The organism is Pseudomonas sp. H1_G08, assembly GCF_054681355.1.
This window is the reverse complement of record NZ_CP162822.1, coordinates 837,514-861,711: the sequence shown is the minus strand read 5'-3', so window position 1 is coordinate 861,711 and position 24,198 is coordinate 837,514. Positions and strand designations below refer to the sequence as shown.

At 59.2% G+C, this 24,198-nt stretch carries 23 protein-coding genes and 1 tRNA gene; 10 read left to right on the top strand and 14 right to left on the bottom strand.

What is annotated here, in order from left to right; genetic code table 11:
- Window positions 1-121: 121 nt before the first annotated feature.
- The 3 genes from AB4N85_RS04010 (at window position 122) to AB4N85_RS04000 (ending at window position 3,760) form a co-directional block, all read left to right on the top strand.
- Window positions 122-862 carry a phosphoadenylyl-sulfate reductase gene (locus tag AB4N85_RS04010; protein WP_243241704.1) on the top strand — a complete coding sequence of 247 codons (741 nt, stop codon included), beginning with the start codon at window positions 122-124 and terminating at the stop codon, window positions 860-862.
- Window positions 863-1,439: 577 nt separating this feature from the next.
- Window positions 1,440-2,978 (top strand): NCS1 family nucleobase:cation symporter-1, encoded by a 1,539-nt coding sequence (locus tag AB4N85_RS04005; RefSeq protein ID WP_252869071.1) that lies wholly within the window; start codon window positions 1,440-1,442, stop codon window positions 2,976-2,978.
- A gap of 53 nt (window positions 2,979-3,031) precedes the next feature.
- Window positions 3,032-3,760 (top strand): aspartate/glutamate racemase family protein, encoded by a 729-nt coding sequence (locus AB4N85_RS04000; RefSeq protein ID WP_150741371.1) that lies wholly within the window; start codon window positions 3,032-3,034, stop codon window positions 3,758-3,760.
- A gap of 131 nt (window positions 3,761-3,891) precedes the next feature.
- Here the strand turns inward: AB4N85_RS04000 and AB4N85_RS03995 are convergent, their stop codons facing one another.
- Entirely contained in the window at window positions 3,892-4,815 is a 924-nt protein-coding gene (locus tag AB4N85_RS03995; protein WP_150741370.1) for a LysR family transcriptional regulator, read from the bottom strand.
- Window positions 4,816-4,940: 125 nt separating this feature from the next.
- On the opposite strand from AB4N85_RS03995, the gene AB4N85_RS03990 reads away from it, so the two are divergent.
- Window positions 4,941-5,687, top strand: coding sequence for a 3-oxoacyl-ACP reductase family protein (locus AB4N85_RS03990; RefSeq protein WP_056784118.1), 747 nt, complete (start codon window positions 4,941-4,943; stop codon window positions 5,685-5,687).
- Window positions 5,688-5,749: 62 nt separating this feature from the next.
- Here the strand turns inward: AB4N85_RS03990 and AB4N85_RS03985 are convergent, their stop codons facing one another.
- The gene (locus AB4N85_RS03985) at window positions 5,750-6,445 is read right to left on the bottom strand and encodes an HAD-IA family hydrolase (protein ID WP_056784114.1); all 696 of its coding nucleotides are present in this window, start codon (window positions 6,443-6,445) and stop codon (window positions 5,750-5,752) included.
- A 239-nt stretch (window positions 6,446-6,684) separates the two neighbouring features.
- On the opposite strand from AB4N85_RS03985, the gene AB4N85_RS03980 reads away from it, so the two are divergent.
- The gene (locus tag AB4N85_RS03980) at window positions 6,685-11,463 is read left to right on the top strand and encodes an RHS repeat-associated core domain-containing protein (protein WP_252869070.1); all 4,779 of its coding nucleotides are present in this window, start codon (window positions 6,685-6,687) and stop codon (window positions 11,461-11,463) included.
- Window positions 11,460-11,888, top strand: coding sequence for a DUF6896 domain-containing protein (locus tag AB4N85_RS03975; RefSeq protein ID WP_252869069.1), 429 nt, complete (start codon window positions 11,460-11,462; stop codon window positions 11,886-11,888). The genes AB4N85_RS03980 and AB4N85_RS03975 overlap by 4 nt, the downstream gene beginning before the upstream one ends.
- A gap of 74 nt (window positions 11,889-11,962) precedes the next feature.
- On the opposite strand, the gene AB4N85_RS03970 is transcribed toward AB4N85_RS03975, so the two are convergent.
- From AB4N85_RS03970 to AB4N85_RS03955, 4 genes are all read right to left on the bottom strand, one after another.
- Window positions 11,963-12,130 (bottom strand): hypothetical protein, encoded by a 168-nt coding sequence (locus AB4N85_RS03970; RefSeq protein ID WP_016773805.1) that lies wholly within the window; start codon window positions 12,128-12,130, stop codon window positions 11,963-11,965.
- A 118-nt stretch (window positions 12,131-12,248) separates the two neighbouring features.
- Window positions 12,249-12,668 carry a YMGG-like glycine zipper-containing protein gene (locus AB4N85_RS03965; RefSeq protein WP_024012287.1) on the bottom strand — a complete coding sequence of 140 codons (420 nt, stop codon included), beginning with the start codon at window positions 12,666-12,668 and terminating at the stop codon, window positions 12,249-12,251.
- A 135-nt stretch (window positions 12,669-12,803) separates the two neighbouring features.
- A complete protein-coding gene (locus tag AB4N85_RS03960; RefSeq protein ID WP_252869068.1) occupies window positions 12,804-13,175 on the bottom strand; it encodes a bacteriocin in 372 nt (123 codons plus the stop codon).
- Window positions 13,176-13,487: 312 nt separating this feature from the next.
- Window positions 13,488-13,676, bottom strand: a complete 189-nt coding sequence (locus AB4N85_RS03955) for a hypothetical protein (protein ID WP_024012286.1) — start codon at window positions 13,674-13,676, stop codon at window positions 13,488-13,490.
- A gap of 221 nt (window positions 13,677-13,897) precedes the next feature.
- Here AB4N85_RS03955 and AB4N85_RS03950 point away from each other — a divergent pair, with 221 nt between their 5' ends.
- Window positions 13,898-14,176, top strand: coding sequence for a hypothetical protein (locus tag AB4N85_RS03950; RefSeq protein ID WP_056784095.1), 279 nt, complete (start codon window positions 13,898-13,900; stop codon window positions 14,174-14,176).
- Between the two features lie 55 nt (window positions 14,177-14,231).
- On the opposite strand, the gene AB4N85_RS03945 is transcribed toward AB4N85_RS03950, so the two are convergent.
- The 5 genes from AB4N85_RS03945 to AB4N85_RS03925 all read right to left on the bottom strand — a co-directional run bounded on the left by AB4N85_RS03945 (window position 14,232) and on the right by AB4N85_RS03925 (window position 16,891).
- A complete protein-coding gene (locus AB4N85_RS03945) occupies window positions 14,232-14,552 on the bottom strand; it encodes a YbjQ family protein (RefSeq protein WP_016773801.1) in 321 nt (106 codons plus the stop codon).
- A 68-nt stretch (window positions 14,553-14,620) separates the two neighbouring features.
- On the bottom strand, window positions 14,621-15,901 hold the full coding sequence (locus tag AB4N85_RS03940) for a Y-family DNA polymerase (RefSeq protein WP_460067072.1): 1,281 nt from the start codon (window positions 15,899-15,901) through the stop codon (window positions 14,621-14,623).
- On the bottom strand, window positions 15,888-16,319 hold the full coding sequence (locus AB4N85_RS03935) for a LexA family protein (protein ID WP_041479371.1): 432 nt from the start codon (window positions 16,317-16,319) through the stop codon (window positions 15,888-15,890). Before AB4N85_RS03935 ends, AB4N85_RS03940 begins: the two co-directional genes overlap by 14 nt.
- A 250-nt stretch (window positions 16,320-16,569) precedes the next feature.
- A tRNA-Ser gene (locus AB4N85_RS03930) sits at window positions 16,570-16,659 on the bottom strand.
- Window positions 16,655-16,891 carry a hypothetical protein gene (locus tag AB4N85_RS03925; RefSeq protein ID WP_150638707.1) on the bottom strand — a complete coding sequence of 79 codons (237 nt, stop codon included), beginning with the start codon at window positions 16,889-16,891 and terminating at the stop codon, window positions 16,655-16,657. The genes AB4N85_RS03930 and AB4N85_RS03925 overlap by 5 nt, the downstream gene beginning before the upstream one ends.
- Window positions 16,892-16,955: 64 nt before the next feature.
- On the opposite strand from AB4N85_RS03925, the gene AB4N85_RS03920 reads away from it, so the two are divergent.
- The 3 genes from AB4N85_RS03920 (at window position 16,956) to AB4N85_RS03910 (ending at window position 19,691) form a co-directional block, all read left to right on the top strand.
- Entirely contained in the window at window positions 16,956-17,645 is a 690-nt protein-coding gene (locus tag AB4N85_RS03920; RefSeq protein ID WP_076566844.1) for a crotonase/enoyl-CoA hydratase family protein, read from the top strand.
- 219 nt (window positions 17,646-17,864) lie between these two features.
- Window positions 17,865-18,587: a 1-acylglycerol-3-phosphate O-acyltransferase gene (locus AB4N85_RS03915; protein WP_252869066.1), complete on the top strand. Its 723-nt coding sequence runs from the start codon at window positions 17,865-17,867 to the stop codon at window positions 18,585-18,587.
- Window positions 18,588-18,719: 132 nt separating this feature from the next.
- Complete coding sequence (locus AB4N85_RS03910; RefSeq protein WP_056784082.1) at window positions 18,720-19,691, top strand: magnesium and cobalt transport protein CorA; 972 nt, start codon at window positions 18,720-18,722, stop codon at window positions 19,689-19,691.
- 69 nt (window positions 19,692-19,760) lie between these two features.
- Here the strand turns inward: AB4N85_RS03910 and AB4N85_RS03905 are convergent, their stop codons facing one another.
- From AB4N85_RS03905 to AB4N85_RS03895, 3 genes are all read right to left on the bottom strand, one after another.
- On the bottom strand, window positions 19,761-20,489 hold the full coding sequence (locus AB4N85_RS03905; RefSeq protein WP_095180823.1) for an amidotransferase: 729 nt from the start codon (window positions 20,487-20,489) through the stop codon (window positions 19,761-19,763).
- Between the two features lie 91 nt (window positions 20,490-20,580).
- Window positions 20,581-22,725: a 3-hydroxyacyl-CoA dehydrogenase NAD-binding domain-containing protein gene (locus tag AB4N85_RS03900; protein ID WP_460067066.1), complete on the bottom strand. Its 2,145-nt coding sequence runs from the start codon at window positions 22,723-22,725 to the stop codon at window positions 20,581-20,583.
- Between the two features lie 24 nt (window positions 22,726-22,749).
- Window positions 22,750-23,955 (bottom strand): acetyl-CoA C-acetyltransferase, encoded by a 1,206-nt coding sequence (locus AB4N85_RS03895; protein ID WP_460067063.1) that lies wholly within the window; start codon window positions 23,953-23,955, stop codon window positions 22,750-22,752.
- Between the last annotated feature and the right edge of the window lie 243 nt (window positions 23,956-24,198).

Sequence of the window (24,198 nt, the reverse complement as noted above, 5' to 3'; positions counted from 1 at the left end):
AACTCTAGCGTCTGCACCCGAGGCGCGCAACGCAGAGGACGCCCCGGCCGCGGCAGCTTTTTGTTACCATCGGCCCCCTATAGAGCGCCCGAGCGCCATTGACCTGTAGGAAGCCGCCCTGATGAGCCCAACGTTCGACGTCGTGGAACTCGCCACGACCTATGCCAACAAATCCGCCCAGGACATCCTCAAGCTCGCATTCGCCGAATTCGGAGATGACTTGTGGATATCTTTCAGCGGCGCCGAGGACGTGGTGTTGGTGGACATGGCGTGGAAGCTGAACAAGAACGTCAAAGTCTTCAGCCTCGACACCGGCCGCCTGCATCCGGAGACCTACCGCTTCATCGAGCAGGTGCGCGAGCATTACAAGATCGATATTGAAATCGTCTCGCCGGACTACACGAAACTCGAACCGTTCGTGAAGGAAAAAGGCCTGTTCAGTTTCTACAAGGACGGCCACGGCGAATGCTGCGGCATCCGCAAGATCGAGCCGCTGCGCCGTAAGCTGTCCGACGTCAAAGCCTGGGCCACCGGCCAGCGCCGCGATCAGAGCCCGGGCACCCGCAGCGCCGTGGCGGTGCTGGAAATCGACACAGCCTTCTCGACACCGGAACGCACCCTGTACAAGTTCAACCCGCTGGCGCAGATGACCAGCGAGGAGATCTGGGGTTACATCCGCATGCTCGAACTGCCCTACAACAGCCTGCACGAGCGCGGCTTCATCAGCATCGGCTGCGAACCCTGCACCCGCCCGGTGCTGCCGAACCAGCACGAGCGTGAAGGCCGCTGGTGGTGGGAAGAAGCCACGCAGAAAGAATGCGGACTGCATGCGGGGAATATCATCAGCAAGAGCAAGGCTTGATCATTTGCTGAAATGAGTTCCCCTGTGGGAGCGAGCCTGCTCGCGAAAGCGCCGTTCCAGTCAACGTTTCAGTTGCCTGATACACCGCATTCGCGAGCAGGCTCGCTCCCACATTGATATGTGCCAGGCACGCAAAAGGTGTACACAAGGTTGTCACCATCGGTGCCATTTATGTGTGCACTTTCTGTTTTTACGCCCTGAAAAGTTACATCCCCCAGCAGAATCCCCATCTGCTTGCCCCTCTGCAAACTCCCTCCCCTGAAAAAAATTCCCGTCCAATCGATCAATTTATATCGCCGGTTTTTCAGTCACTTACCCCGCATTGATAACTATTCGAAATGAGCCCTGGCGCTTATAGATTCGCAACTGGCACAAATCTGGCTTTGTCGCATACATGTTTTGTATACAAAACCGCAAAACATGCACACTTTCGATCCGCAAGCCTGAAGCGCCCTATCCCGTACAGGCTGCAGATGCCCCGTAACCAGTGATGCCTTCACCGTCGCGACGAAGATTTGTCGAGCCTGAGCGCTCATGCACAGTCATCGCGGTGGCCGAACGTCAGGAGCCTGCCGGAATGCGTTCAAGTCTTTCGAATAACATCGCGCTGAATCTGCCCTCCTCCACGCTTGATCAACCGTTGCTTGATGACGGACTGAGCGAGCCGCTGCAACTGAGCCCGCGCCTGCACAACAGCGATCTGGCGCCGACCAAAGCCGAAGGGCGACGCTGGGGCCAGTACAGCATCTTCGCCCTGTGGACGAATGACGTGCACAACATCGCCAACTACTCGTTCGCCATCGGCTTGTATGCACTGGGTCTGGGCGGCTGGCAAATCCTCTTGTCACTGGGGATCGGCGCGGCGCTGGTGTACTTCTTCATGAACCTGTCCGGGTACATGGGGCAGAAAACCGGGGTGCCGTTCCCGGTGATCAGCCGGATCAGTTTCGGCATCCACGGTGCGCAAATTCCTGCATTGATCAGGGCGGTTATCGCCATCGCCTGGTTCGGTATTCAGACGTACCTCGCCTCGGTGGTATTCCGCGTCCTGCTGACCGCCGTGCATCCGGGCTTTGCCGAATACGATCACGACTCAATTCTGGGCCTGTCGAGTCTGGGCTGGGTGTGCTTTGTAGCAATCTGGCTGGTGCAACTGGCGATCCTCGCCTACGGCATGGAGATGGTGCGCCGTTACGAGGCATTTGCCGGGCCGGTGATTCTGCTGACCGTTGCTGCGCTCGCCGGGTGGATGTACTTCCAGGCCAACGCGACCATTGCCTGGTCGATCCGCGAGCCGCTGACCGGTGGCGAGATGTGGCGCAACATCTTTGCCGGCGGCGCGTTGTGGCTGGCGATCTACGGCACGCTGATCCTCAATTTCTGCGACTTCGCCCGTTCTTCGCCGTGCCGCAAAACCATCAAGGTGGGAAATTTCTGGGGCTTGCCGGTGAACATTCTGGTATTCGCCGCGATTACCGTGTTGCTGTGTGGCGCGCAGTTCCAGATCAACGGGCGAATCATCGAAAGCCCGACCGAAATCATCGCTTCAATCCCCAACACGTTCTTTCTGGTGCTCGGCTGCCTGGCTTTTCTGATCGTCACCGTTGCGGTGAACATCATGGCCAACTTCGTCGCCCCGGCGTTCGTCCTCAGCAACCTGGCGCCGAAGTACCTGACCTTCCGCCGCGCCGGGTTGATCAGCGCGACCATCGCCGTGCTGATCCTGCCGTGGAACCTCTACAACAGTCCGCTGGTGATCGTGTATTTCCTGTCGGGCCTCGGCGCCCTGCTCGGCCCGTTGTACGGGGTGATCATGGTCGACTACTGGCTGATCCGCAAAGGCCGGATCAACGTGCCGCAGCTCTACAGCGAAGACCCCAACGGCGCTTATTACTACAGCCGCGGCATCAATTTCCGCGCGGTGGCGGCGTTTATTCCTGCAGCGCTGATCGCCATCATCCTGGCGCTGGTGCCCGGTTTCCACAGCGTCTCACCGTTCTCCTGGCTGATCGGTGCCGGTATCGCCGGCATGCTTTACCTGATCGTCGCCAAACGCCACACGCATTACGCCGACGTCAGCGGCGAGTGCATCGCTGTGGATAACGTCAGCCACTGATCCCTTCGCGGCCCGGTTTCGGGCCGCACCACTGCCCGCAATAAGGATTTTCCATGCGTATTCTCGTGGTCAACGTCAACACCACCGAATCCATCACCGACGCCATCGCCCGCTCGGCACAGGCCGTCGCTTCGCCCGGTACCGAAATCGTCGGCCTGACGCCGTACTTCGGCGCCGAATCGATTGAAGGCAATTTCGAAAGTTACCTGGCCGCCATCGCCGTGATGGATCGAGTGATGTCTTACGATCAACCCTTCGATGCGGTGATCCAGGCCGGCTACGGCGAACATGGCCGCGAAGGTTTGCAGGAACTGCTCAACGTGCCAGTGGTAGATATCACTGACGCGGCGGCCAGCACCGCGATGTTTCTCGGCCATGCCTACTCGGTGGTGACCACGCTGGATCGCACCGTGCCGCTGATCGAGGATCGGCTGAAATTGTCCGGCCTGTGGGATCGCTGTGCCTCGGTGCGCGCCAGTGGTCTGGCAGTTCTGGAGCTGGAACATGAACCGCAGCGCGCACTGGAAGCGATCGTGCAGCAGGCCGAACTGGCGGTGACCCAGGACAAGGCCGAGGTGATTTGCCTGGGCTGCGGCGGCATGGCCGGGCTGGACGAGCAGATTCGCCGGCGCACCGGCGTGCCGGTGGTGGATGGCGTGACAGCCGCCGTGATGATTGCCGAGTCGCTGGTGCGTTTGAAGTTGTCGACGTCCAAGGTGCGCACTTATGCGACGCCACGACCGAAGAATATTGTTGGCTGGGCGCAGCGCTTTGCTCGATAAACCGAGTTATCGTTCATCGCGGGCAAGCCCTCTCCCACAGGGTTTTGTGTTGTTTGCAAGATGTGTGAACAACTCAAAACTTGTGGGAGCGGGCTTGCCCGCGATAGCCGCAACTCGGTTTGATGCCTGGCTCAGATAGCACTAAACCGCCGCCCCAGTCCCTGCTCAGCAAACTGTTCAATCACGAAATCCACAAACGCCCGGGTCTTGCCCGGCAACAATTTGTGCTCGGCGTAATAGATCGAAATGTTGCCGTCATCGACAAACCAGTCCGGCAGCACTCGCTGCAACGTCCCTGCCTGAAGATACGCGACCGCAAACGGCATGCTCACCAGCGCAATGCCCAAACCTTGCATCGCCGTCGCGCACGCCGCCTCGGAATCACTCATGGTCATCCGCGTCCGCAATGTCAGCGGACTGTGTTGCTGATCGCGGTGAGTCAGTTGCCAGGAACGCACGCGCCCGGTCTGCGGTGAGCGAATCAGAATGCCGTCGTGTTGCCTGAGGTCATCGGGATGGCTGATCGGGGCATGTTTTTGCAGATAGTCCTCCGATGCCACCAACACCCGATGCGCCGGTGTCAGCCTGCGCGCAACCACGCCTTGTGGCAGTTCAAAGCCGCCGCCAATCGCCGCGTCAAAGCCCTGCCCGATCAGGTCGACCTGGCGGTTATCGAAATGCCAGTCCGGGTTGATCGCCGGATAGCGCCGCAGAAACTCACCGAGCAGCGGCACGATATACAGACGACCGAACACCGTGCCCATGCTGACTTTCAGCGTGCCGGCCGGTTGCCCGCCGGCACTGGCCAGGTTGGCTACGGCATTCTGGATGGTGGTCAGGCTGGCGCTGACTTCACTCAAAAACAGCTGCCCCGCTTCGGTCAACGTCAGGCTGCGGGTACTACGCTGGAACAGCCGCACGCCAAGCCGCGCTTCCAGTTTCGCCACGCTCTTGCCGACCGCCGCCGGGGTCAGGCTCAAGCGTCGCGCGGCTTCGGCAAAGCTGCCGACTTCGGCGCTGCGCACAAAGCATTCGATACTGCTGAATGTTTCCATGATCGCCACTATAAACTTCTGGTTTACACAGACTATAGCAATCATGGTCTACCCGGTTGTCGATACCAGGCCGATACTCGGCACCAACACCAAGGCATTCCGCCTTGAACACTTGGAGATCGAACATGACCACTCAACACCTCAGCGGCAAGGTCGCTCTGATTCAAGGCGGTTCGCGCGGCATCGGCGCGGCCATCGTCAAACGTCTGGCCGCTGAAGGCGCCGCTGTCGCTTTCACCTACGTCAGCTCCGCCGCCAAAGCTGAAGAACTGCAGAACAGCATCACTGGCAACGGCGGCAAAGCCTTGGCGATCAAGGCAGACAGCGCCGATGCCAGCGCGATTCGCCACGCCGTCAGCGCCACCGTCGAAGCGTTTGGACGCCTGGACATTCTGGTCAACAACGCCGGCGTACTGGCCATCGCGCCGCTGGAAGACTTCAAACTCGAAGACTTCGATCAGACCCTGGCCATCAACGTGCGCAGCGTGTTCATTGCGTCCCAGGAAGCGGCGAAACACATGGGCGAAGGCTCGCGGATCATCAACATCGGCAGCACCAACGCCGACCGCATGCCCTTCGGCGGTGGCGGTGTCTACGCGATGAGCAAATCGGCACTGGTCGGCCTGACCAAAGGCCTAGCCCGCGACCTCGGCCCTCGCGGCATCACCATCAACAACGTGCAACCTGGCCCGGTCGACACCGACATGAACCCGGCCCATGGCGAATTCGCCGACAGCCTGATCCCGCTGATGGCCGTCGGTCGTTACGGCACCGCCGATGAAATCGCCAGCTTCGTCGCCTACCTGGCCGGGCCGGAAGCCGGCTACATCACCGGTGCCAGCCTGACCATCGACGGTGGTTTCGGCGCCTGACAGACCGGCAAGAAAAAACGCCGCCCTTCTTTACAGGAAGGACGGCGTTTTTGTGCGGACGGTCAAGCCAGTTCCAGCGTCGGCAAGCCAAAGGCGCTGGGCATAAATGCTTTCAGCGAGCGGATAATGCCGTCAGCGTGAGCATATTTCTCATCAGCCATCGCTGCGTCGGGGATGGCGATTGCGGTCATGCCTGCCGCTTTCGCGGCGGTGACGCCGAACGGCGAATCCTCGAACACCAGACAATCCCCGGGCGCGATGCCCAGGCGCCGGGCGGCGGTGAGGAAGATATCCGGCGCCGGTTTGGCCGCGCCGACTTCCGGATCGTCCGCCGTGACGATGAAATCGAACAGCGCAAACCACTCACGGTGCAAGGTGGTTTTCTGCCCGAACGACTGGCGCGACGAACTGGTGCCGACTGCGATCGGGATGTTGTGCGCCTTGAGGTGACGCACCAGCGCTTCGGCCCCCGGCATCGCTTGCGCCTTGGGGAAACGCTCGCGCATCAGCGGCTCGCGGATCTGCAGAAATTCTTCCGGAGTGATCGGTAACTCCAGCGCCTGCACCACGTAGTTGGCCAGGTCATTGGCACCGCGACCAATGATGTTCTGCTTGACGCTCCAGTCGAAGGTTTTCCCGTAGCGCCCGGCAATCAGCGAGGTGACCTCGGTGTAAATGCCCTCGGTGTCGAGCAGCAAACCGTCCATATCGAAAATCACGGCCTTGATCGGGCCGAACGTCTTCAGCGGTGCATTCATCATCGGATCCGTTAACAAAGACATCCCGGGCGACAGGCAACGTGCCGCAACGCGGATCTGATTAATGGGTTCAGCAGCATAGCGAGGCCGATGGACATTGAGCAACGGGCAATGCCATCGACGCCTTTTCGCATTTAGCGAAAACTCCTACAGACACTGCCTACTTCCCCGACTTCTTTCCTTTTTGATCCCCCGCAAAGTCCGCGCTCCCGTTTCTTCATATGCGCGAGCGACTGCGAATGTTTCAACCCGATCAGCTCCTGGCCCTGAACAACAGCATCGGACTGCTGGTGGTGGCCGCCCTGAATCCGAAGCAGCCAGATTTTGAAGCGCTGATCGACGAGTTCCGCCTGTGCCTGAACAACTACGACGCCTGGGCCGAGCAATTCTGGACCGGGACGGCGCTGGACATCGAGCAGGTGTTCAAGGTTGGCAATGACGTACAACTGAGCGCGCCGATCACTTCGCGCGCACCTGTCAGTTCATCGGTGGTCATGTGTTCGGCCAGCGGACCGCTGACCCTGGTGCATCTGTTTGAAGCAGCGCGCTTCGTGCCGATCGGCGACACCCCGGTGACCCTCGAACCGCTGCTCAGCGACGTCGACGGCGTGCTGACCTTCGGCGAACCAAAGCGCTACACCATTGGCCCGAGCGGGATCCTCGAGGTGACCGATTGCATGCGCGGCCAGCGCTATCGCGTCACCTTCTTTCCCAACGTTTCCTCCGCCCATGTCCGCGCCCTGTATGCCTCATATGAAGGGGTCATTGCCGGCCTTGAAGGCTGGCTGCGCAGCGAATGGACAGGCTTCCAGCCGCAGTGGACGGAGTTTTCCAGCGCCGGTTTTCTTGATCGTTACGGGCAGTTGCAGCGGGCCGATTGGCGCGGCCTGGAAAAAGCCCTGAATGGCGTCTGGGATGACATTCAACAGCTGTTCGCCCTACTTGCCGATCTGCAGGAGCACAGCGCAAAGCTCCTCGAATACCTGAGCGAAGTCGAACTCGAGGCGCTGCTTGCCGCTTCAAACGAAGCGATCGCCAACGCCTTGTTGATGCTCAGCGACGAGCCGTTGTTGTTCATTCATCTGGCCGCGTTCACCAGTTGGCTAAAAATGCTGCCGCCGCAATACCTCGCCGAGGTGGTGGCCGAAGTTCGCACCGAGTTGCTGATCAGCTTCCTGTTGATGCGCGTGGCGGGCGGTGCCGGCGTATCGCTGCGTTTGAGCAGCAAGGTCCTGGCGAAGATCAAATCGCCAAGGGCGCGGGAGTGGCTGGCCGCCTCAGCCTTGCGTCTGGCTGAGCTGACTTCGACACCGGAACTCAAACAGCACGCGAGCACGCTGAAGCCGCTGATGTTCCATGCCCGCGAAGTGGAGCTGAAGCCGACGCCATCGATTCCGCTGAACATTCGTCAGGCCGACGCGGTGGTGCTCCGCGTGCCGAATCCGGCGCCGCTCGCGCGGGAAAAATCCCAGGGCATGGCGCGCCTTGAGCGCCACGAGCCCCACGACGACGCCCCCGACCAGGCGAAAAACCCCAACGGCGACGCCGCCGACTGCGTCCCCAATACCTGCAAAAACGGCTGCCCGGTGTCGATGGTCACCGGCGAAGAACTGCTGACCCTGACCGACGCAGTGCTTGATGGCGTGCTGCCCTTCGAGTTCACCCGCTTGTACCGCAGCAGCGCGGTCGAGATAGACATCGGCCTGGGTTTCGGCTGGAGCCACACGCTGGCCCATCGCCTGGCCTTCGACGGCGATGGCGTGATCTGGATCGACCACGAAAACCGCCGCACCCGTTTTCCCCTGCCCAACGTCGCGCGCCCAGCCATTCACAACAGCCTGTCGCGGGCGGCGATCTTTCTTGGCGATGAGCCGGAAGAACTGATTCTGGTTTTGGCCGGCGACAGCGCGCGCTTTTATCACTTTCGCGCCGGCCGGCTGACGGCGATCAGCGATGTCTACGGCAATCGTCTGACCCTGCAACGCGATCGCTCCGACCGCATTCAGCGTCTGGACAACGGCGCCGGCCGCTCATTGCTGTTGCGTTATGACCGCGCGCAGCTGGTGGCGATTGATTATCAGGTGTTCGTCCAGGGCGAGTGGATCACCGAGGAAAACCTCGCCACCTACAGCTTCGATGCCCGGCAACGCCTGCTGACCGCGACCAACGCGGTCGGCGACAGCGAGCGCTACGACTACGACGACCACCACGTCATCCTCCAGCGCCAGTTGACTGGCGGCGCGAGCTTCTTCTGGGAGTGGCAGCGCGAGGGCAAAGCCGCCCGCTGCGTGAGGCACTGGGCGTCGTTCTCGCAGATGAACACCCGTTACGTCTGGAACGATGACGACGCCAGCGTGACAGTGCATTACGTCGACGGTACCGAAGAAGTCTACGTCCACGACGAGCGCGCGCGGCTGGTGCGGCAGGTCACGGCCGATGGAGGTGAGCAGCTCAAGGCCTATGACCAGCAGGGCCGGTTGATCGCCGAGCAGGATGCGTTGGGCGCGGTTACCGAATACCGCTACGACGAGGTCGGACGGCTGATCGCGCTGATTCCGCCGGACGATGCACCAACGTCCTACGAGTACCGCAACGGTTTTCTCTACAAGCGTTGCCGTGGTGATGCGGTGTGGATCTATCGGCGCAACGCTGAAGGCGCCGTCACCGAAGCGGTCGATCCCGACGGCCAGGTCACCCATTACTACTACAACCTGCGCGGCCAATTGCTGTCGCTGCGCTATCCGGACAGCAGCCGCCACCGCTGGGTGTGGAACGAGCTCGGCCAGCTCATCGAAGAAACCCTGCCGGACGGCGGCGTGCGGCGTTTTTCCTACGATGCGCTGGGCCGGCGGATTACCACCCAGGACGAATTTGGTGTTGTCAGTCGTCAGCAGTGGGACGCGGCCGGCCGACTGATCCTGACGACTTCTCCTACGGGCAGCACGCGCGCCTACAGCTACGGCGCCTACGGCCAGATCACCGCTGAGCGCGACGAGCTCGGGCGCATCACCCGCTACGAATATGACGATGATTTGCACCTGGTCTCGCGACGGATCAATCCTGACGGCACCCACGTGCAGTACCGCTATGACCATGCGCGGCTGTTGCTGACCGAGATTGAAAACGAGTCCGGAGAAAAGTACCGACTGGATTACACGCCGACCGGATTGATCCGACAGGAAACCGGGTTTGATGGGCGGCGCACGGCTTATGCCTACGACCTTAATGGTCATTTGCTGGAGAAGACCGAGTTTGGTGATTTCGGCCCCAGTCTGGTCACCCACTATGAGCGCGACAAGGCCGGGCGTTTGCTGGTCAAAACCCTGCCCGATGGCGCCAAGATCCGCTACGACTACGACCGCCTCGGGCGCTTGGTTGCCGTTGATGACGGGCAGAACCATCCGCTGGCCTTCGAGTACGACCGTCAGGATCGACTGATCACCGAGCATCAGGGCTGGGGCACCTTGCGCTACGCCTATGACGCCTGCGGCCAGCTCAAACGCCTGCGCCTGCCGGACAACAGCAAGCTCGATTATCACTACGCCAAGGGCGGTGCGCTGAGCGCTATCGACCTCAACGGCACGCCGCTCACGCGCCACGTCTACCACTGCGGTCGTGAACAGCAACGCCAGCAAGGTTTGCTGTTCAGCGAATACTCCTACGACGATCAGGGCCGCTTGCTCGCCCACGCTGTAGGCCATCGCCACGCCTCGCTGTACCGCCGCGATTATGCCTACAGCGCCAACGGCAATCTCGAGCACATCGCCGACAGCCGCCACGGCCAGCGCACCTACGGCTACGACGCCCTCGACCGGTTGATCCGCGTCCGTCACTCGCGCGACGAACTGCCCGAATCCTTCGCCCACGACCCGGCGGGCAACCTGCTGATGCAGGACCGCCCCGGTCCCGCGCAGATCAAGGGCAACCGCCTGCTGATGCAAGGCGACCGCCATTACGACTACGACGCCTTCGGCAACCTGATCCGCGAACGCCGAGGCCACGGCCAGACCCTGGTCACCGAATACCGCTACGACTGCCAGCACCGCCTGATCGGCCTGACCCGCCCCGACGGCCAGACCGCCACTTATCACTACGACGCCTTCGGCCGGCGCATCCGCAAAACAATCGACGGCGCCGTCACCGAATTTTTCTGGCAAGGCGAACACCTCGTCGCCGAAAGCAGCGCCACGCAATACCGCAGCTTCCTCTACGAACCCGGCACCTTCCGCCCACTGGCGATGCTCGACGGCAAAGGCCCGAAAAAAGCCTGCCCGTTCTACTACCAACTCGACCACCTCGGCACCCCGCAGGAACTCACCGACTACAGCGGCGAAATCGTCTGGTCCGCGCAATACGACGCCTACGGCAAAGTCGCCGCTGTGACCTTGGCCGGCGAAGACTACCTCGACCAACCGCTGCGTTTTCAGGGGCAGTACTTCGATGTTGAAAGTGGCCTGCATTACAACCGCCATCGGTATTACGACCCGAGGCTAGGGCGGTATTTAACGCCGGACCCGGTGAAGCTGGCGGGTGGGTTGAATCAGTACCAATACGTGCCGAATCCGACGGGGTGGGTGGATCCGTTGGGGTTGACGTCCAACTGCCCGCCGCCGAAGAAGCCTGGGTGTGAGGTTCCGGGGGCGAGTGATGGGGTTAAGGTTGATGAGGGGGAGCCTGATCTACCGGCCATTGCTCACGATATAGATCCACAAATTTTGAAAAGAGTACATACAATCGAGGGAAAGACCTCAACCAAGACAGTCGAGGACTATAAAAGCCAAATGCGTAACGGATACGACTCAGTGGAACCTATCGACGTCGTAGAACATGACGGGAATTTATACATTCTGGACGGACACCATCGCGCAGCAGCTGCACGGCAAACTTCGACCAATGTGACAATCAGACTCATAACCGATCTCATAAAATACGACAAAACTCTAAACAGCATTGAGGATGTACTAGAGTCAGCAAACAACGTAGGTTTAGACAGATTGGAGCATCGCAGAAGAAGATGAGTGAACAAAGTGAAACTTTGGAAATCCTGATAAATGATTTTATCGCTATGGTTGAGTCCAGCACTCTGGTATTTGAGAGAAAATTTGGCACTCGAGATATTCGAAGGCTTTGGCGCTCCAAGGCAATAAAGCGATGCGGGAGGGTCACTCGAGGCGTTAAATATGAATTGCATGGCATTGGGTGCCGAATCAACTTATCGACCGGAAGTGTAGATTTTAACTATGGCCCTAATGGTGAAATCAATGGATTTGATGTTTGGCGGCTATACAACTTCGCTCGCGAGAGACCATCAAAATATAAAAAATATTGCGACAAAAAAATTATCGAAAAAGAGTTAGAAGAATATATAAATCTAAAAAAAATAAAAAAATTGTCAGCCATAAGTAACCTATATGTATTAGCCGACTCAAAAGAAATCGATTAGACCTCACCACAAAAAGGGCCTGCTCACTCAGGCCCTCAAAACCAAATCCAAACTTTCAATCCACCCTCCTCCCCTCACTGCTCATCCCCATCCTCCTCATACTCCATATCCGCCTCATCCGCATCATTCAACGGCACCGTCGCATCATCCATCAGCGACCCGGGATCTTCATTCCCCGGATCATTGATAAACGGCAAACCACTCGGGCCCTTCTCTTCTTTGCCTTCGGTTTCGGGAGTCATGGCGCACCTCTTGAGCGTGTGGGATGTATCACGTTCGAAAAGCCCTGCCGCCAATCGTTCCTCTGCCTGACGGCCAGACACAAAAAACCCGGCGCCAGGCCGGGTTTTCGTTGATCAATCAGCGATGTTTATTTTTGTGTTTGTTCTTGTGCTTGTGGCCGCCGGAATGAGATCCGCCGTCGTCGTCGCCAAGATTGTTACCTACCGCGCCGCCTGCTGCGCCGCCCAGGCCCGCGCCAATGGCGGAGCCGGTGGAGCCGCCGAGGCTGTTGCCGACGACCGAGCCCCCTGCTGCGCCAAGACCGCCGCCAATCGCGGCTTCGGTGCGGTTGCGTTTGTTCGCGCCGACGGCACTGCCGGCCGCGCCGCCAACACCTGCGCCGACCGCTGCGCCCGTGCTGCCGCCAAGTTGTCCGCCAACCACATTACCCAGCGCACCGCCGAGACCACCGCCTACGGCAGCGGTGCCGTCTCCGGCCGCCATCGCGCCCTGCGCCACGACCAAGCCAAAAAACAGTGCAGATAATGACAATCGCATATGAACCTCGCAGTTCCCGAATCGGGACAGTCCGCCCAAGCGGGGCGTATGCAGATTGGAGATGATTTCGCATGAAACGTTCAGCCATGAAAAAGCCCGACATCGAGTCGGGCTTTTTCTGACAGGCCATCAGTCTCAGTGGCGCCTGTGACCTTTGCCCAGGTTGCTGCCGACTGCGCCGCCGGCCGCGCCGCCCAGACCTGCACCGATGGTGGCGCCGTTGCGGCCGCCCAGGCTGTTGCCGATCACCGAACCGCCGGCTGCACCGACACCGCCGCCGATCGCCGCTTTGGTGCGGCTGCCCTTGCGTGCGGCGACGGCACTGCCTGCTGCGCCCGCGACGCCAGCGCCAATGGCGGCACCGGTGCTGCCGCCCATTTTCTGACCGACCACGTTACCCAGCGCGCCACCCAGGCCACCGCCCAGCGCAGCGGTGCCATCACCGGCAGCCATCGCACCTTGAGCAACCAGAAGGCCAAGAACCAGAGCAGGCAGTGTTAAACGCATGACGAAAACCTCAAATAAACGGGATGACGAAAAGGAGCGGGATTTAATGCGCTCGGCCCAGGAAAGTCCAGACGCAGGCGACAGCGTCGTTTGGACCGCGATCAGGGAAAAGGTTTTATGCCGGGCAAAAAAAAGCCCGCTGGGGAGACGGGCTGGAGACTTGCTTTCTAACGGATGGCTTCACACTACGTTGGCCAACGTGAAAAGTTTGTGAAAAAAAACCGACATTAATGTCAATGCTTGCCAGAGATTTCAAACCCCTATTCTTGCGCACATAAAAAACCCCGTTCAGTGACGGGGTGCAGGATGAAATCACTTTCTGGTCCTTGCCGTGACCTTGGGCAGGAATTTCGCTTTCGGCCCTTTGGGGGCCGTGGATTTGATTTTGCCGATGCTCACCGGATCCTCGCCAAACCCCGACTGATACTCCGACTGACCGCAGCGCACACAATTGTTGAATGAAAACTCTGCGCCATCATCTTCGATAAATGGACCTGACATAGACTCTCCCCTACGCAACTGGGTCGACACCGACAAAACAGTTTTGCCTGGAAAATATCGCCCCTCAGCGCTTTTGAGACTAGCTGGTCACTACTGGACTTGCCGTTCAGAAAGACTGATCACCGACGAATGGAAAAAAGCGTCGTGAACGATCATTCGCTAAAGATTTCCATCGAACGGCCGCTGCCCTTACTCCTACAAATGAATCTCAAGGAGAGATCATGCAGATCAATGGATTCCCGAACATGCCAGTCGTAAAACTCACGGACGAGCAGATCGCTGCCGGCAAGGCCGGTGCGGAAAAACTCAAGGAAAAGATCGCCTCGGGTGAAATCACCATCAAATACCCAGACAAACCGCTTCTGCAACCGGGCGTCGTCTACCATCCCAGCGAGCCCGCACCATCGGCGCAGCCTGACGGGACGCCGCCCCTCGTTGCCATCGATACACCGCTGACCTATGACTCAAGAGGCGCTGTGTTGCTCAAGCCACAAGGCTGATTGACGCGAAAAAGCCCATTCGTTGTGCGAGTGGACTTTGCCTTGAACACAATGATCAGCGCAGCTTGACCGCAGTTCCGGTGACGAACACCACGACCATGCCGCCCTTGCCTGCCGGCATGCTGATCTCGAAGTCCACGCCGACCACCGCGTCAGCCTGCAATGCCCGCGCTCGATCTTTCAGTTCGTCGGTGGCCTGAATGCGTGCTTCTTTAAGAGCCCGCTCCAACGTCTGCGACCGCCCGCCAAAGAAATCGCGCATGCCGGCGAACATATCGCGGATCACGTTGACGCCCTGCACAGACTCGGCGCTGACGATGTCCAGATAGGCCGTGATCTGCCGCCCCTCGACGGAATGAGTGGTGGAAATGATCATGAAAGTCGTCCCTTTACTGCATAAGTGAAGGCAGCGATTGTAACGCGGCACCAGATCTGGCCCGTGCCTCAATTGGATTTAACGACCCACAATTGATCCAGCTTCGTCGTAAAACTCGAACTCATCATCTCCCGCCGCATGCCCCAGGCCGGATCCGCCGGCACACTCCCCGCTCGCAACGTTCCATGCCCCCAGCGCAGATTGATCTGGTCCAGCACGCCCATCACCCTCTCCGCCGCTTGAGGTTGGGACTGTGCAAACAGGTCTTCGGTAAATTCTCCGGGCTGTCGCAGATCCATCAACAGCACCTCAGCCTTGCTGTACTTGAACCCCGGCCGGAACAATCGATCGATCGCTTCGCTCGCCACCTTGCTCAGCAATCGCACATCATTGGTCGGATAAGGCAACTCGATCAGCGCGCCATTGGCGTACTTCGCCTCTTCCGGATTGAACATGCCGGTGCGGATACTCACGCGGATCTTTTTGCACAGCGAACTCTGCGCACGCAGCTTTTCCGCCGCTCGATGCACATAAGTAGCAACGGCTTCCTTGATCGGCTCGATGGTAGTCAAACGGTTGCCAAACATGCGGCTGCTGCAAATTTCCTGCTTCGGCGGTTCTGTTTCCGACAGTTCCAGACAGGATGTGCCGCCCAGTTCGCGCGCGGTCTTCTCGATCACCACGCTGAACTTGCGCCGCAGTGTCCACGGATCGGCCTTCGCCAGGTCCATCGCACTTCTGATTTGCATGCTTTCCAGATGAGCTTTCATCCGCCGACCGACGCCCCACACGTCACCGACATCGGTATTGCGCAGCACCCAGTCGCGTTTGGACGGATCGCAGATGTCGACCACGCCGCCGGTATGCGCTTGCAGGCGTTTCGCGGTGTGGTTGGCGAGCTTGGCCAGCGTTTTCGTCGGGGCGATGCCGACGCCGACCGGGATGCCGGTGCGCTTATAAACAGCAGAGCGAATGGTTCGGCCAAAACCTGTCAGGTCCCCAGGAATGCCGCTGAGATCGGCGAACGCCTCATCAATGCTGTAAACCTCGACCGCCGGCACCATGGATTCGATGATCGTCATCACCCGTTCGCTCATGTCGCCGTACAACGCGTAATTACTGCTGAACACCTGAATGCCGTGGCGGCGCAGATCATCACGAATCTGAAAGTACGGCGCGCCCATTTTCACAAAAGGTTTGGCATCGTAGCTGCGCGCGATCACGCAGCCATCGTTATTGCTCAGCACGACAATCGGCGTCTTCGCCAGATCGGGCCGGAACACTCGCTCACAGCTGGCATAGAAGCTGTTGCAATCGATCAGCGCGAAAACCTGCTCACGATTTGCCATGGTCGCGCACGCTGTAAGTCACCACACCCCAGATCACCAGCTCATCCCCTTCCATCACGTAGCGAGGCGGGTATTTGCTGTTGGCCGAAAGAAGAATGATCGTGTTATCGCGCATGTGCAGGCGCTTACAGACAGGTTCGGAGTTGAGACCGGCGATGACGATATCGCCGTGCTCGGCATTCAGGCTGCGATCAACAATCACCAGATCACCGCAAAATATCCCGGCGTCCTGCATGCTCTCGCCTTCGATCTTCGCCAGATAAACGTGCGGTGCACGAATATCAAAAACCTCGTCCAGAGAGATGTGCTTTTCAATGTGATCAGCCGCGGGCGAAGGAAAACCGGCGGGAATCCGAAACGAATACAGCGCAAGCTGTTCGCCCGCGCCTGACAAAGGGCCGAGGATGGTGACGCTCATGATACGAACCTGATAGTGAGTTTACTGTATGCGCATACAGTAAACTCGGGACGGTTCGGGGGGTCAATGAGGCGTGTAGGAGATTTCGACGGGTGACAGGGTTTTGTATAGCTTTGGAGAGAGAATGATCACCAAAACACATTTCATGGATGCCGAGCACCAACGGTCCCATATGACCATTTTCCAGACACCAAAAACCACAAACCCCCGACTTTCTCTAGGAAAATCAGGGGTTTGCATTTACTGAATGTGGCGGTGAAGGAGAGATTCGAACTCTCGATACAGTTTCCTGTATACACACTTTCCAGGCGTGCTCCTTAAGCCACTCGGACACTTCACCGTATCTCTGCAGACATGTTCTGTCTGTCGAGGCGCGCTAATGTAGTCGAAAGCTTTTCCGATGGCAAACTTTTTTTCAGAATTTTCATGCGCTTAAGAGAGGCCGTTGCGTTCAGCCAGAGCGGACGATGGCAAACCTGCCAATCTCGGGTAAGCCGTGCGCTTCCTTTATAGAAGGCAACACGCGCGCAGCGCTGGCCGAAGCGCAAAACGGTGACTGGCAGGTCAGTCACGGCGCTTTACCTGGCCTGCGGCGGTGGGTAACGTCTGCCCATCTTTCTAATAAGGAATAGCGTCATGAGCGAGTTGATTGCCTACCACCTCGAAGACGGTATCGCGACCCTGACCCTGAACAATGGCAAGGTCAACGCGATTTCTCCGGATGTGATTGCGGCGTTTAATGCGGCGCTGGATCAGGCGGTGGCGGATCGCGCCGTGGTGATCATTACCGGGCAGCCGGGGATTCTCTCAGGTGGTTATGACCTGAAGGTGATGACGGCCGGCCCGAAAGAGGCCGTTGCGCTGGTGACGGCCGGTTCGACCCTGGCCCGCCGCCTGCTCTCTCACCCCTTCCCGGTGATCGTCGCTTGCCCGGGGCACGCCGTGGCCAAGGGTGCTTTCCTGCTGTTGTCTGCCGATTACCGCATCGGTGTCGACGGCCCGTTCAGCATCGGTCTCAACGAAGTGCAGATCGGCATGACCATGCACCACGCCGGTATTGAGCTGGCACGCGACCGCTTGCGGCGTTCGGCTTTCCATCGCTCGGTGATCAATGGCGAGATGTTCGATCCGCAAAGTGCCGTTGATGCAGGCTTCCTCGACAAAGTCGTCACTGCCGAAGAATTGCAGGGCGCCGCGCTGGCTGCCGCGCGTCAGTTGAAGAAGATCAACATGCTGGCGCACAAGAACACCAAGCTCAAAGTGCGCAAGCAACTGCTGGAAACCCTCGACGACGCGATCCTGCAGGATCAGCAACATCTGGGCTGACTCGTCCAAAATCTGCCGGTAAGAGAATAGCCCGACCTTGGTCGGGCTTTTTCTTACGTTCAGCGTTGAAGATTCGCTGAAAGCTCTAGGACGCGCCTGACAGGCAACGCTGAAACATGTGCTTAAACATCGGCCATCTCCGGACTCTATAGCGGCAATTGCCGAAAACAGTGCACATCCGTACACTGCGCCACCTTTTGTCCCGGTGGGCCTGCAAAAATGCTGTTTGTGTTTCGTATGTTGTTGATGGGCCTGCACTTTATTCTGGCCGGCGTGCTCGGCGTGATCCTTGGATTGTGCCGCCCGTTCAACCCGGACAACAGCCGACTCTGCGCCCGCCTCTACGCTTTGCCGGCGATGTGTATCTTGCGTTTGCGGGTCAGGTCCGAGGTCAACGGTTTGATGAACAAGCCCGACAGTTGCGTGATCATCGCCAACCATCAGTCAAACTACGATCTGTTCGTGTTCGGCAATGTCGTCCCTCGTCGCACCGTTTGTATCGGCAAGAAGAGCCTGAAGTGGGTGCCGTTGTTCGGCCAGTTGTTCTGGCTGGCCGGCAATGTGTTGATCGACCGTGGCAATGCGCACAAGGCGCGGCAGTCGATGCTGACGACGACCCACACCTTGCAGAACGAAGACACCTCGATCTGGGTATTCCCGGAGGGCACCCGCAACCTCGGTGAAGATTTGTTGCCGTTCAAGAAAGGCGCGTTCCAGATGGCAATTGCCGCCGGCGTGCCGATCGTTCCGGTGTGCGTGAGCAGCTATATCAAACACATGCGCCTGAATCGCTGGCGCAGCGGCAACGTTCTCATACGTTCCTTGCCGGCGATTCCTACAGTCGGAATGACCATGGACGACATGCCCATGCTCATCGAGCGATGCCGCGAGCAGATGCGCGAGTGCATCGAGTCGATGGATCGGCAACTGCAAGCCGCGTGAAACCAAACCCGCCCCGTGCGGGTTTTCTTTTGCCGGGTGAACTGTAGAAGTTTCACTGACTCTCAAGCAGCGACACGGCTAAGCTGAAGCCTAGTTTCCCTGCCATCTGCCAAGAAGAAGTGAATCACCACCATGGGTCGAGTTGTTGCTGCTGCGGTGTACAGCGAGGGTAAGAAAGTCACCAATATTGCGCTGGACGAAGGTGCTGCCTGGGCCGCCAAACCCGGCCATTTCGTCTGGATCGGTCTGGAAGAACCGGACGCACAGGAATTATCCAACCTGCAACGACAGTTCAACCTGCATGAGCTGGCCATCGAAGACGCGCTGGAAAAACACAGCCGACCGAAACTGGAAACCTTTGGTGACGCTTTGTTTATCGTCACCTACTCACCGGTCCGCGAAAACGGCGTTTTGCAATTCATCGAAACTCATATTTTCGCTGGCAGGGGTTACATCATTACCGCACGCAACGGCCACTCCGCGTCGTATGCCTATGTGCGCCAACGCTGTGAAGCGCGCCCGCTGTTGCTTGAGCACGGGGAGGATTTCGTCCTGTATGCGCTGCTCGATTTCGTCATCGAGAACTATCAGCCGGTGGGCGAAGCGATCCACGCCGAGATCGATGAGCTGGAGCGCAATGTGCTGTGCAGCGCCCTCAACGAGCGCGACATCCAGAAGCTGCACGGTCTGCGCCGCGATGTGGTGCGCTTGCGTCGGTATGCGGCACCGATGGTGGAGATCGGCGAGGAGCTGCAAAAGCTCAGTTTCCCGTTCATCGACAAGAACATGCGCCCGTACTTTCGCGATGTGCAGATTCATGTAACGCGGCAGATGGAAGACCTGACCACGCTGGCGGACATTGCCAGCCAGACCATCGAGATTGGCGTGTTGCTTGAGGCATCACGGCAGAGCGTGGTGCAACGCAAGTTTGCAGCGTGGGCGGCGATTCTGGCGTTCCCGACAGCGGTGGCGGGGATCTACGGAATGAATTTCCAGAACATGCCGGAATTGACCTGGCACTACGGTTATTTTGCAGTGCTGGGGTTTATTGCGGTGGGGTGTGTGAGTTTGTGGGCGAGCTTCAAGCGGTCCGGGTGGCTGTAGCCGGGACCGCGTTGCCCCGGAGATTCGCGAGCAGGCTCGCTCCCACAGGGATTGTGGGAGCAGGCCCTTTTAGCGTTGAGCCGTTTCTGGCTTGTGCGCTACGAAGCGCATCATCCACTCCGCAACCGTAGCGCCATGATGTTCCTGCTCAAGGCTGGCCATGCCTTTGCTGTAAATCTGCGAACCCAGCGCTTCCTGGCGCAGATCGAGCAGCGCGCGGGAGTAATCGTGAATGAATTCCGGGTGACCCTGGAAGCACAGCACTTGATCGTTGATGTGATACGCCGCGAACGGGCAGAAATCGCTGGAGGCGATGACCGTGGCGTTTTCCGGAAGCTCGGTTACCTGATCCTGATGACTGATCAGCAGTGTCAGCTCTTCGCGCGCCGGGCTCATCCACGGTGCCTTAGCTGCCAGCTGATAGCTGTGAGTGCCGACGCCCCAGCCTTGGGACGCACGCTCACTCTTGCCACCAAGCAGTAGCGCCAGCAATTGATGGCCGAAGCACACGCCGAGCAATTTGTCGCCGCGTTCGTAGCGATTCAAAAGGTAGGTCTTGAGGGTCTGGATCCACGGATCCGTGCCGAACGAATCGGCCTTGCTGCCAGTGACCAGGTACGCATCGAAAGTCTCGTCGTCACTTGGGTAATCCCCTTTCACCACGTTATAGACAGTGAAATCAGCGGCGATCGGTTGCTGCGAGAACAGGCGCTGGAACATCTGCCCATAGCCCTGATATTGGTCAATCAATTCGGGCCGCAGGATGTCGGTTTCGAGAATGCAGATGCGCAGCGACATAAAAAATACCTGACACGTGATGGGAATAATGAACACCCAGAGCCTGCCCTGAAACACCCGGCCAAGGCAAGCCCCGAAATGCTCGCCGGCCCTAGAACATTTCACCTTTCGCCGCTTTGTCCAGCAGCAGCGCTGGCGGGGTAAAACGCTCGCCGTATTGCTCGGCCAGATACTGCGCGCGGGCGATGAAGTCCTCCAGGCCATACTGGTTGATGAACTGCAGCGCCCCGCCGGTCCACGCGGCGAAACCGATACCGAAGATGGAACCGACGTTGGCGTCCGCCGTCGAGGTGAGCACGCCCTCCTCCACGCAACGCACGGTTTCAATGGCCTGCACGAACAACAGACGATCACGCACATCCTTCGCAGAGATCTGTCCGTCGGCCTTCTCGAAGCGCGTTTTCAGCTCCGGCCATAAATGCTTCTGGGCACCGGCTGGATACTCATAGAAACCGCCTCCGGCAGCTTTGCCCGGTCGCTTGAATTCATTGAGCATCAAGTCAATCACGGCGAAGGCCGGGTGCTCAATCAGCGGTTTGCCTTCTGCCTGCAAGTCCTTGGCCGTCTGCTGACGGATATGGCTCATCAGGCTGAGGGAAACTTCGTCGGAGATTGCCAGAGGCCCGACCGGCATCCCGGCCTTGCGCGCTTCGGTCTCGATCATCGGCGCACTGACACCCTCGCCGAGCATGGCGATACCCTCGTTGGTGAATGTGCCGAAAACCCGCGAGGTAAAGAAGCCGCGACTGTCATTGACCACGATCGGAGTTTTCTTGATTTGCAGAACGAAGTCGAAACCGCGAGCGAGAGTTTCGTCGCTGGTCTGCGCGCCCTTGATGATTTCCACCAGCGGCATTTTTTCCACCGGACTGAAGAAATGCAGGCCGATGAATTTGCTTTGATCGGGCACGGCCGTCGCCAGGCCGGTGATCGGCAGGGTCGATGTGTTGGAGGCGATGACAGCGTCGCCACCCACCACCTGTTGCGCGGCAGCAGATACCTTGGCTTTGAGCTGGCGATCCTCGAACACCGCTTCGATGATCAGATCGCAACCGGCCAGATCGGCATCGCTTTCGCTCGCAACGATGCGCGCCAGCACCGCCTCGCGCTGCTCGACAGTCAGCTGGCCACGGGCAACTTTTTTATCCAGCAGCGCTGCGGAATGCGCTTTGCCCTTCTCGGCTGCGGCAAAGTTGATGTCCTTGAGGACGACGTCGATACCAGCCGAGGCGCTGACAAAAGCGATGCCCGCGCCCATCATTCCGGCGCCGAGCACACCGACTTTGCGGGTTTTATAGGGCGCAAAACCTTGCGGTCTGGAACCGCCGGCGTTGATTTCGTTCAACTGGAACCAGAACGTGCCGATCAGGTTTTTCGAAATCTGCCCGGTCGTCAGCTCGGTGAAGTAGCGGGTTTCGATCAGGTGCGCGGTGTCGAAATCGACCTGAGCGCCCTCCACCGCCGCGCATAGAATCTTCTCCGGCGCCGGCAGGGTGCCTTGAGTTTTTTTGCGCAGGATCGACGGCGCAATCGCCAGCATCTGCGCCACTTTCGGGCTCGATGGCGTGCCGCCAGGAATCTGGTAGCCCTTCACGTCCCAGCGCTGCACTGCCGCCGGATTGGCGAGAATCCAGGCGCGCGCCTTGGCCAGCAGCTCATCGCGATTCGCTGCCAGTTCATCAATCAGCCCGGCCTGCAACGCCTGTTGCGGGCGCACCTTCTTGCCTTCAAGCAAGTACGGCAGGGCTTTTTCGATACCGAGCATGCGCACCATGCGCACCACCCCGCCGCCGCCCGGCAACAGGCCCAGCGTCACCTCCGGCAAACCGAGTTGCACCGAGGCATCATCCACAGCGATGCGATGGTGGCAGGCCAGACAGATCTCCCAGCCGCCGCCCAACGCAGCGCCGTTGATCGCCGCGACCACCGGTTTGCCGAGGGTTTCCAGGCTGCGCAATTGCGCCTTGAGGGTCAGCACCATGTCGTAGAAGGCTTTGGCTTCGGGCTTGCCAACCTTGATCAATTCATTGAGGTCGCCGCCGGCAAAAAAGGTTTTCTTCGCCGAGGTGATGATCACTCCGGCGATGCTGTCCTTCTCCGCTGACAAACGAGCAACGCAAGCGGCCATGGCCTCGCGATACACGGCGTTCATGGTGTTGGCGCTCTGGCCCGGCATGTCCATGGTCAGCACGACGATAGCGTCCTGGCCTTTTTCGTAACGAATGGCTTCGCTCATAACAGGGTTCCTTGAAGTCGGGGCTCAGAGGCGTTCGATGATGGTGGCAATGCCCATGCCGCCGCCGACACACAGCGTCGCCAGGCCGTAGCGCAAGTTGCGCGCTTCCAGTTCATCAAGCAGGGTGCCGAGGATCGCGCAACCGGTGGCGCCCAGCGGGTGGCCCATGGCGATCGAGCCGCCGTTGACGTTGACCTTGCCCGGGTCGACGGCCATGTCCTTGATGAATTTCAACACCACCGAAGCAAACGCTTCGTTGACCTCGAACAGATCGATGTCCTCCACGCGCAGTCCGGCCTTGGCCAAGGCTTTGCGGGTCGCCGGCGCTGGGCCGGTGAGCATGATGGTCGGATCTGTGCTGGTGACGGCCGTGGCGACGATACGCGCGCGTGGCTGCAGCCCCAGCGCGCGGCCCTTGGCTTCGGAGCCGATGAGCATCAGCGCCGCACCGTCGACAATTCCGGAACTGTTGCCCGGCGTGTGCACGTGGTTGATCCGCTCGACATCGCTGTAGACCCGCAACGCCGTGGCGTCGAAGCCCATTTGCCCGATCATTTCGAAACTCGGCTTGAGCTTGCCCAGGCCCTCGAGGGTAGACTCGGCGCGGATGAACTCATCGTGGTCAAGCAGGATGATGCCGTTCTGATCCTGCACCGGCACCAGCGACTTGTTGAACGAGCCGTCGGCCAGCGCTCGTGCGGCTTTTTGCTGGGAGTGCAGTGCGTAGGCATCGACATCCTGCCGGCTGAAGCCTTCGAGGGTGGCGATCAGATCGGCGCCGACGCCTTGCGGAGTGAAATGGCTGTGCAGGTTGGTCTGCGGGTCCAGTGCCCAGGCGCCGCCATCGCTGCCCATTGGCACCCGCGACATCGACTCGACGCCGCCAACCACCACCAGATCCTCGAATCCTGAGCGCACTTTCATCGCGCCAAGATTCACCGCTTCCAGACCCGAAGCGCAGAAACGGTTGATCTGCACACCGGCGACGCTGACGTCCCAGTCGGCCACTTGCACCGCCGTCTTGGCGATGTCCGAACCTTGATCGCCGATCGGCGTGACGCAGCCGAGGACGACGTCATCGACCTGACTGGTATCCAGCGCGGTGCGCGCCTGCAAAGCGCTCAGCAAACCCGCCACCAGGTTGACCGGCTTCACGCTGTGCAGCGCGCCATCGGCCTTGCCTTTGCCACGCGGAGTGCGTAACGCATCGAAAATCAAAGCTTCAGTCATGACGTCCTCGAACCTGATTCATTGTCGCTTCACTTTCGCCCTGCGCAGCCTGGCAAGCAATGACCACATTGCTCAAAGCGCTTGACGCACACGCTCAGACGGACGGTCATCGGACCTCAGGTGAACCGGTTCAGGTCGTCGAGTTGTCTAGCCAGCGGGCGGCAAAGAAGCTGGCAATACGCCTCATGCCGTTTTAAAAGCTTTTTTCAAGATCCCCATATGAAATGGATCTAAGCGAAGGGT

What these genes read in the sequence shown, in the direction of transcription:
- AB4N85_RS03940 (WP_460067072.1), bottom strand. Translation starts at nt 15,901, where the DNA reads ATGGCAAATCGTGAGCAGGTTTTCGCGCTGATCGATTGCAACAGCTTC.
- AB4N85_RS04005 (WP_252869071.1), top strand. Translation starts at nt 1,440, where the DNA reads ATGCGTTCAAGTCTTTCGAATAACATCGCGCTGAATCTGCCCTCCTCC.
- AB4N85_RS03905 (WP_095180823.1), bottom strand. Translation starts at nt 20,489, where the DNA reads ATGTCGCTGCGCATCTGCATTCTCGAAACCGACATCCTGCGGCCCGAA.
- AB4N85_RS03975 (WP_252869069.1), top strand. Translation starts at nt 11,460, where the DNA reads ATGAGTGAACAAAGTGAAACTTTGGAAATCCTGATAAATGATTTTATC.
- AB4N85_RS03945 (WP_016773801.1), bottom strand. Translation starts at nt 14,552, where the DNA reads ATGATCATTTCCACCACTCATTCCGTCGAGGGGCGGCAGATCACGGCC.
- AB4N85_RS03920 (WP_076566844.1), top strand. Translation starts at nt 16,956, where the DNA reads ATGAGCGAGTTGATTGCCTACCACCTCGAAGACGGTATCGCGACCCTG.
- AB4N85_RS03935 (WP_041479371.1), bottom strand. Translation starts at nt 16,319, where the DNA reads ATGAGCGTCACCATCCTCGGCCCTTTGTCAGGCGCGGGCGAACAGCTT.
- AB4N85_RS03950 (WP_056784095.1), top strand. Translation starts at nt 13,898, where the DNA reads ATGCAGATCAATGGATTCCCGAACATGCCAGTCGTAAAACTCACGGAC.
- AB4N85_RS03955 (WP_024012286.1), bottom strand. Translation starts at nt 13,676, where the DNA reads ATGTCAGGTCCATTTATCGAAGATGATGGCGCAGAGTTTTCATTCAAC.
- AB4N85_RS03910 (WP_056784082.1), top strand. Translation starts at nt 18,720, where the DNA reads ATGGGTCGAGTTGTTGCTGCTGCGGTGTACAGCGAGGGTAAGAAAGTC.
- AB4N85_RS03980 (WP_252869070.1), top strand. Translation starts at nt 6,685, where the DNA reads ATGTTTCAACCCGATCAGCTCCTGGCCCTGAACAACAGCATCGGACTG.
- AB4N85_RS04000 (WP_150741371.1), top strand. Translation starts at nt 3,032, where the DNA reads ATGCGTATTCTCGTGGTCAACGTCAACACCACCGAATCCATCACCGAC.
- AB4N85_RS03970 (WP_016773805.1), bottom strand. Translation starts at nt 12,130, where the DNA reads ATGACTCCCGAAACCGAAGGCAAAGAAGAGAAGGGCCCGAGTGGTTTG.
- AB4N85_RS03965 (WP_024012287.1), bottom strand. Translation starts at nt 12,668, where the DNA reads ATGCGATTGTCATTATCTGCACTGTTTTTTGGCTTGGTCGTGGCGCAG.
- AB4N85_RS04010 (WP_243241704.1), top strand. Translation starts at nt 122, where the DNA reads ATGAGCCCAACGTTCGACGTCGTGGAACTCGCCACGACCTATGCCAAC.
- AB4N85_RS03960 (WP_252869068.1), bottom strand. Translation starts at nt 13,175, where the DNA reads ATGCGTTTAACACTGCCTGCTCTGGTTCTTGGCCTTCTGGTTGCTCAA.
- AB4N85_RS03900 (WP_460067066.1), bottom strand. Translation starts at nt 22,725, where the DNA reads ATGAGCGAAGCCATTCGTTACGAAAAAGGCCAGGACGCTATCGTCGTG.
- AB4N85_RS03985 (WP_056784114.1), bottom strand. Translation starts at nt 6,445, where the DNA reads ATGAATGCACCGCTGAAGACGTTCGGCCCGATCAAGGCCGTGATTTTC.
- AB4N85_RS03990 (WP_056784118.1), top strand. Translation starts at nt 4,941, where the DNA reads ATGACCACTCAACACCTCAGCGGCAAGGTCGCTCTGATTCAAGGCGGT.
- AB4N85_RS03895 (WP_460067063.1), bottom strand. Translation starts at nt 23,955, where the DNA reads ATGACTGAAGCTTTGATTTTCGATGCGTTACGCACTCCGCGTGGCAAA.
- AB4N85_RS03995 (WP_150741370.1), bottom strand. Translation starts at nt 4,815, where the DNA reads ATGGAAACATTCAGCAGTATCGAATGCTTTGTGCGCAGCGCCGAAGTC.
- AB4N85_RS03915 (WP_252869066.1), top strand. Translation starts at nt 17,865, where the DNA reads ATGCTGTTTGTGTTTCGTATGTTGTTGATGGGCCTGCACTTTATTCTG.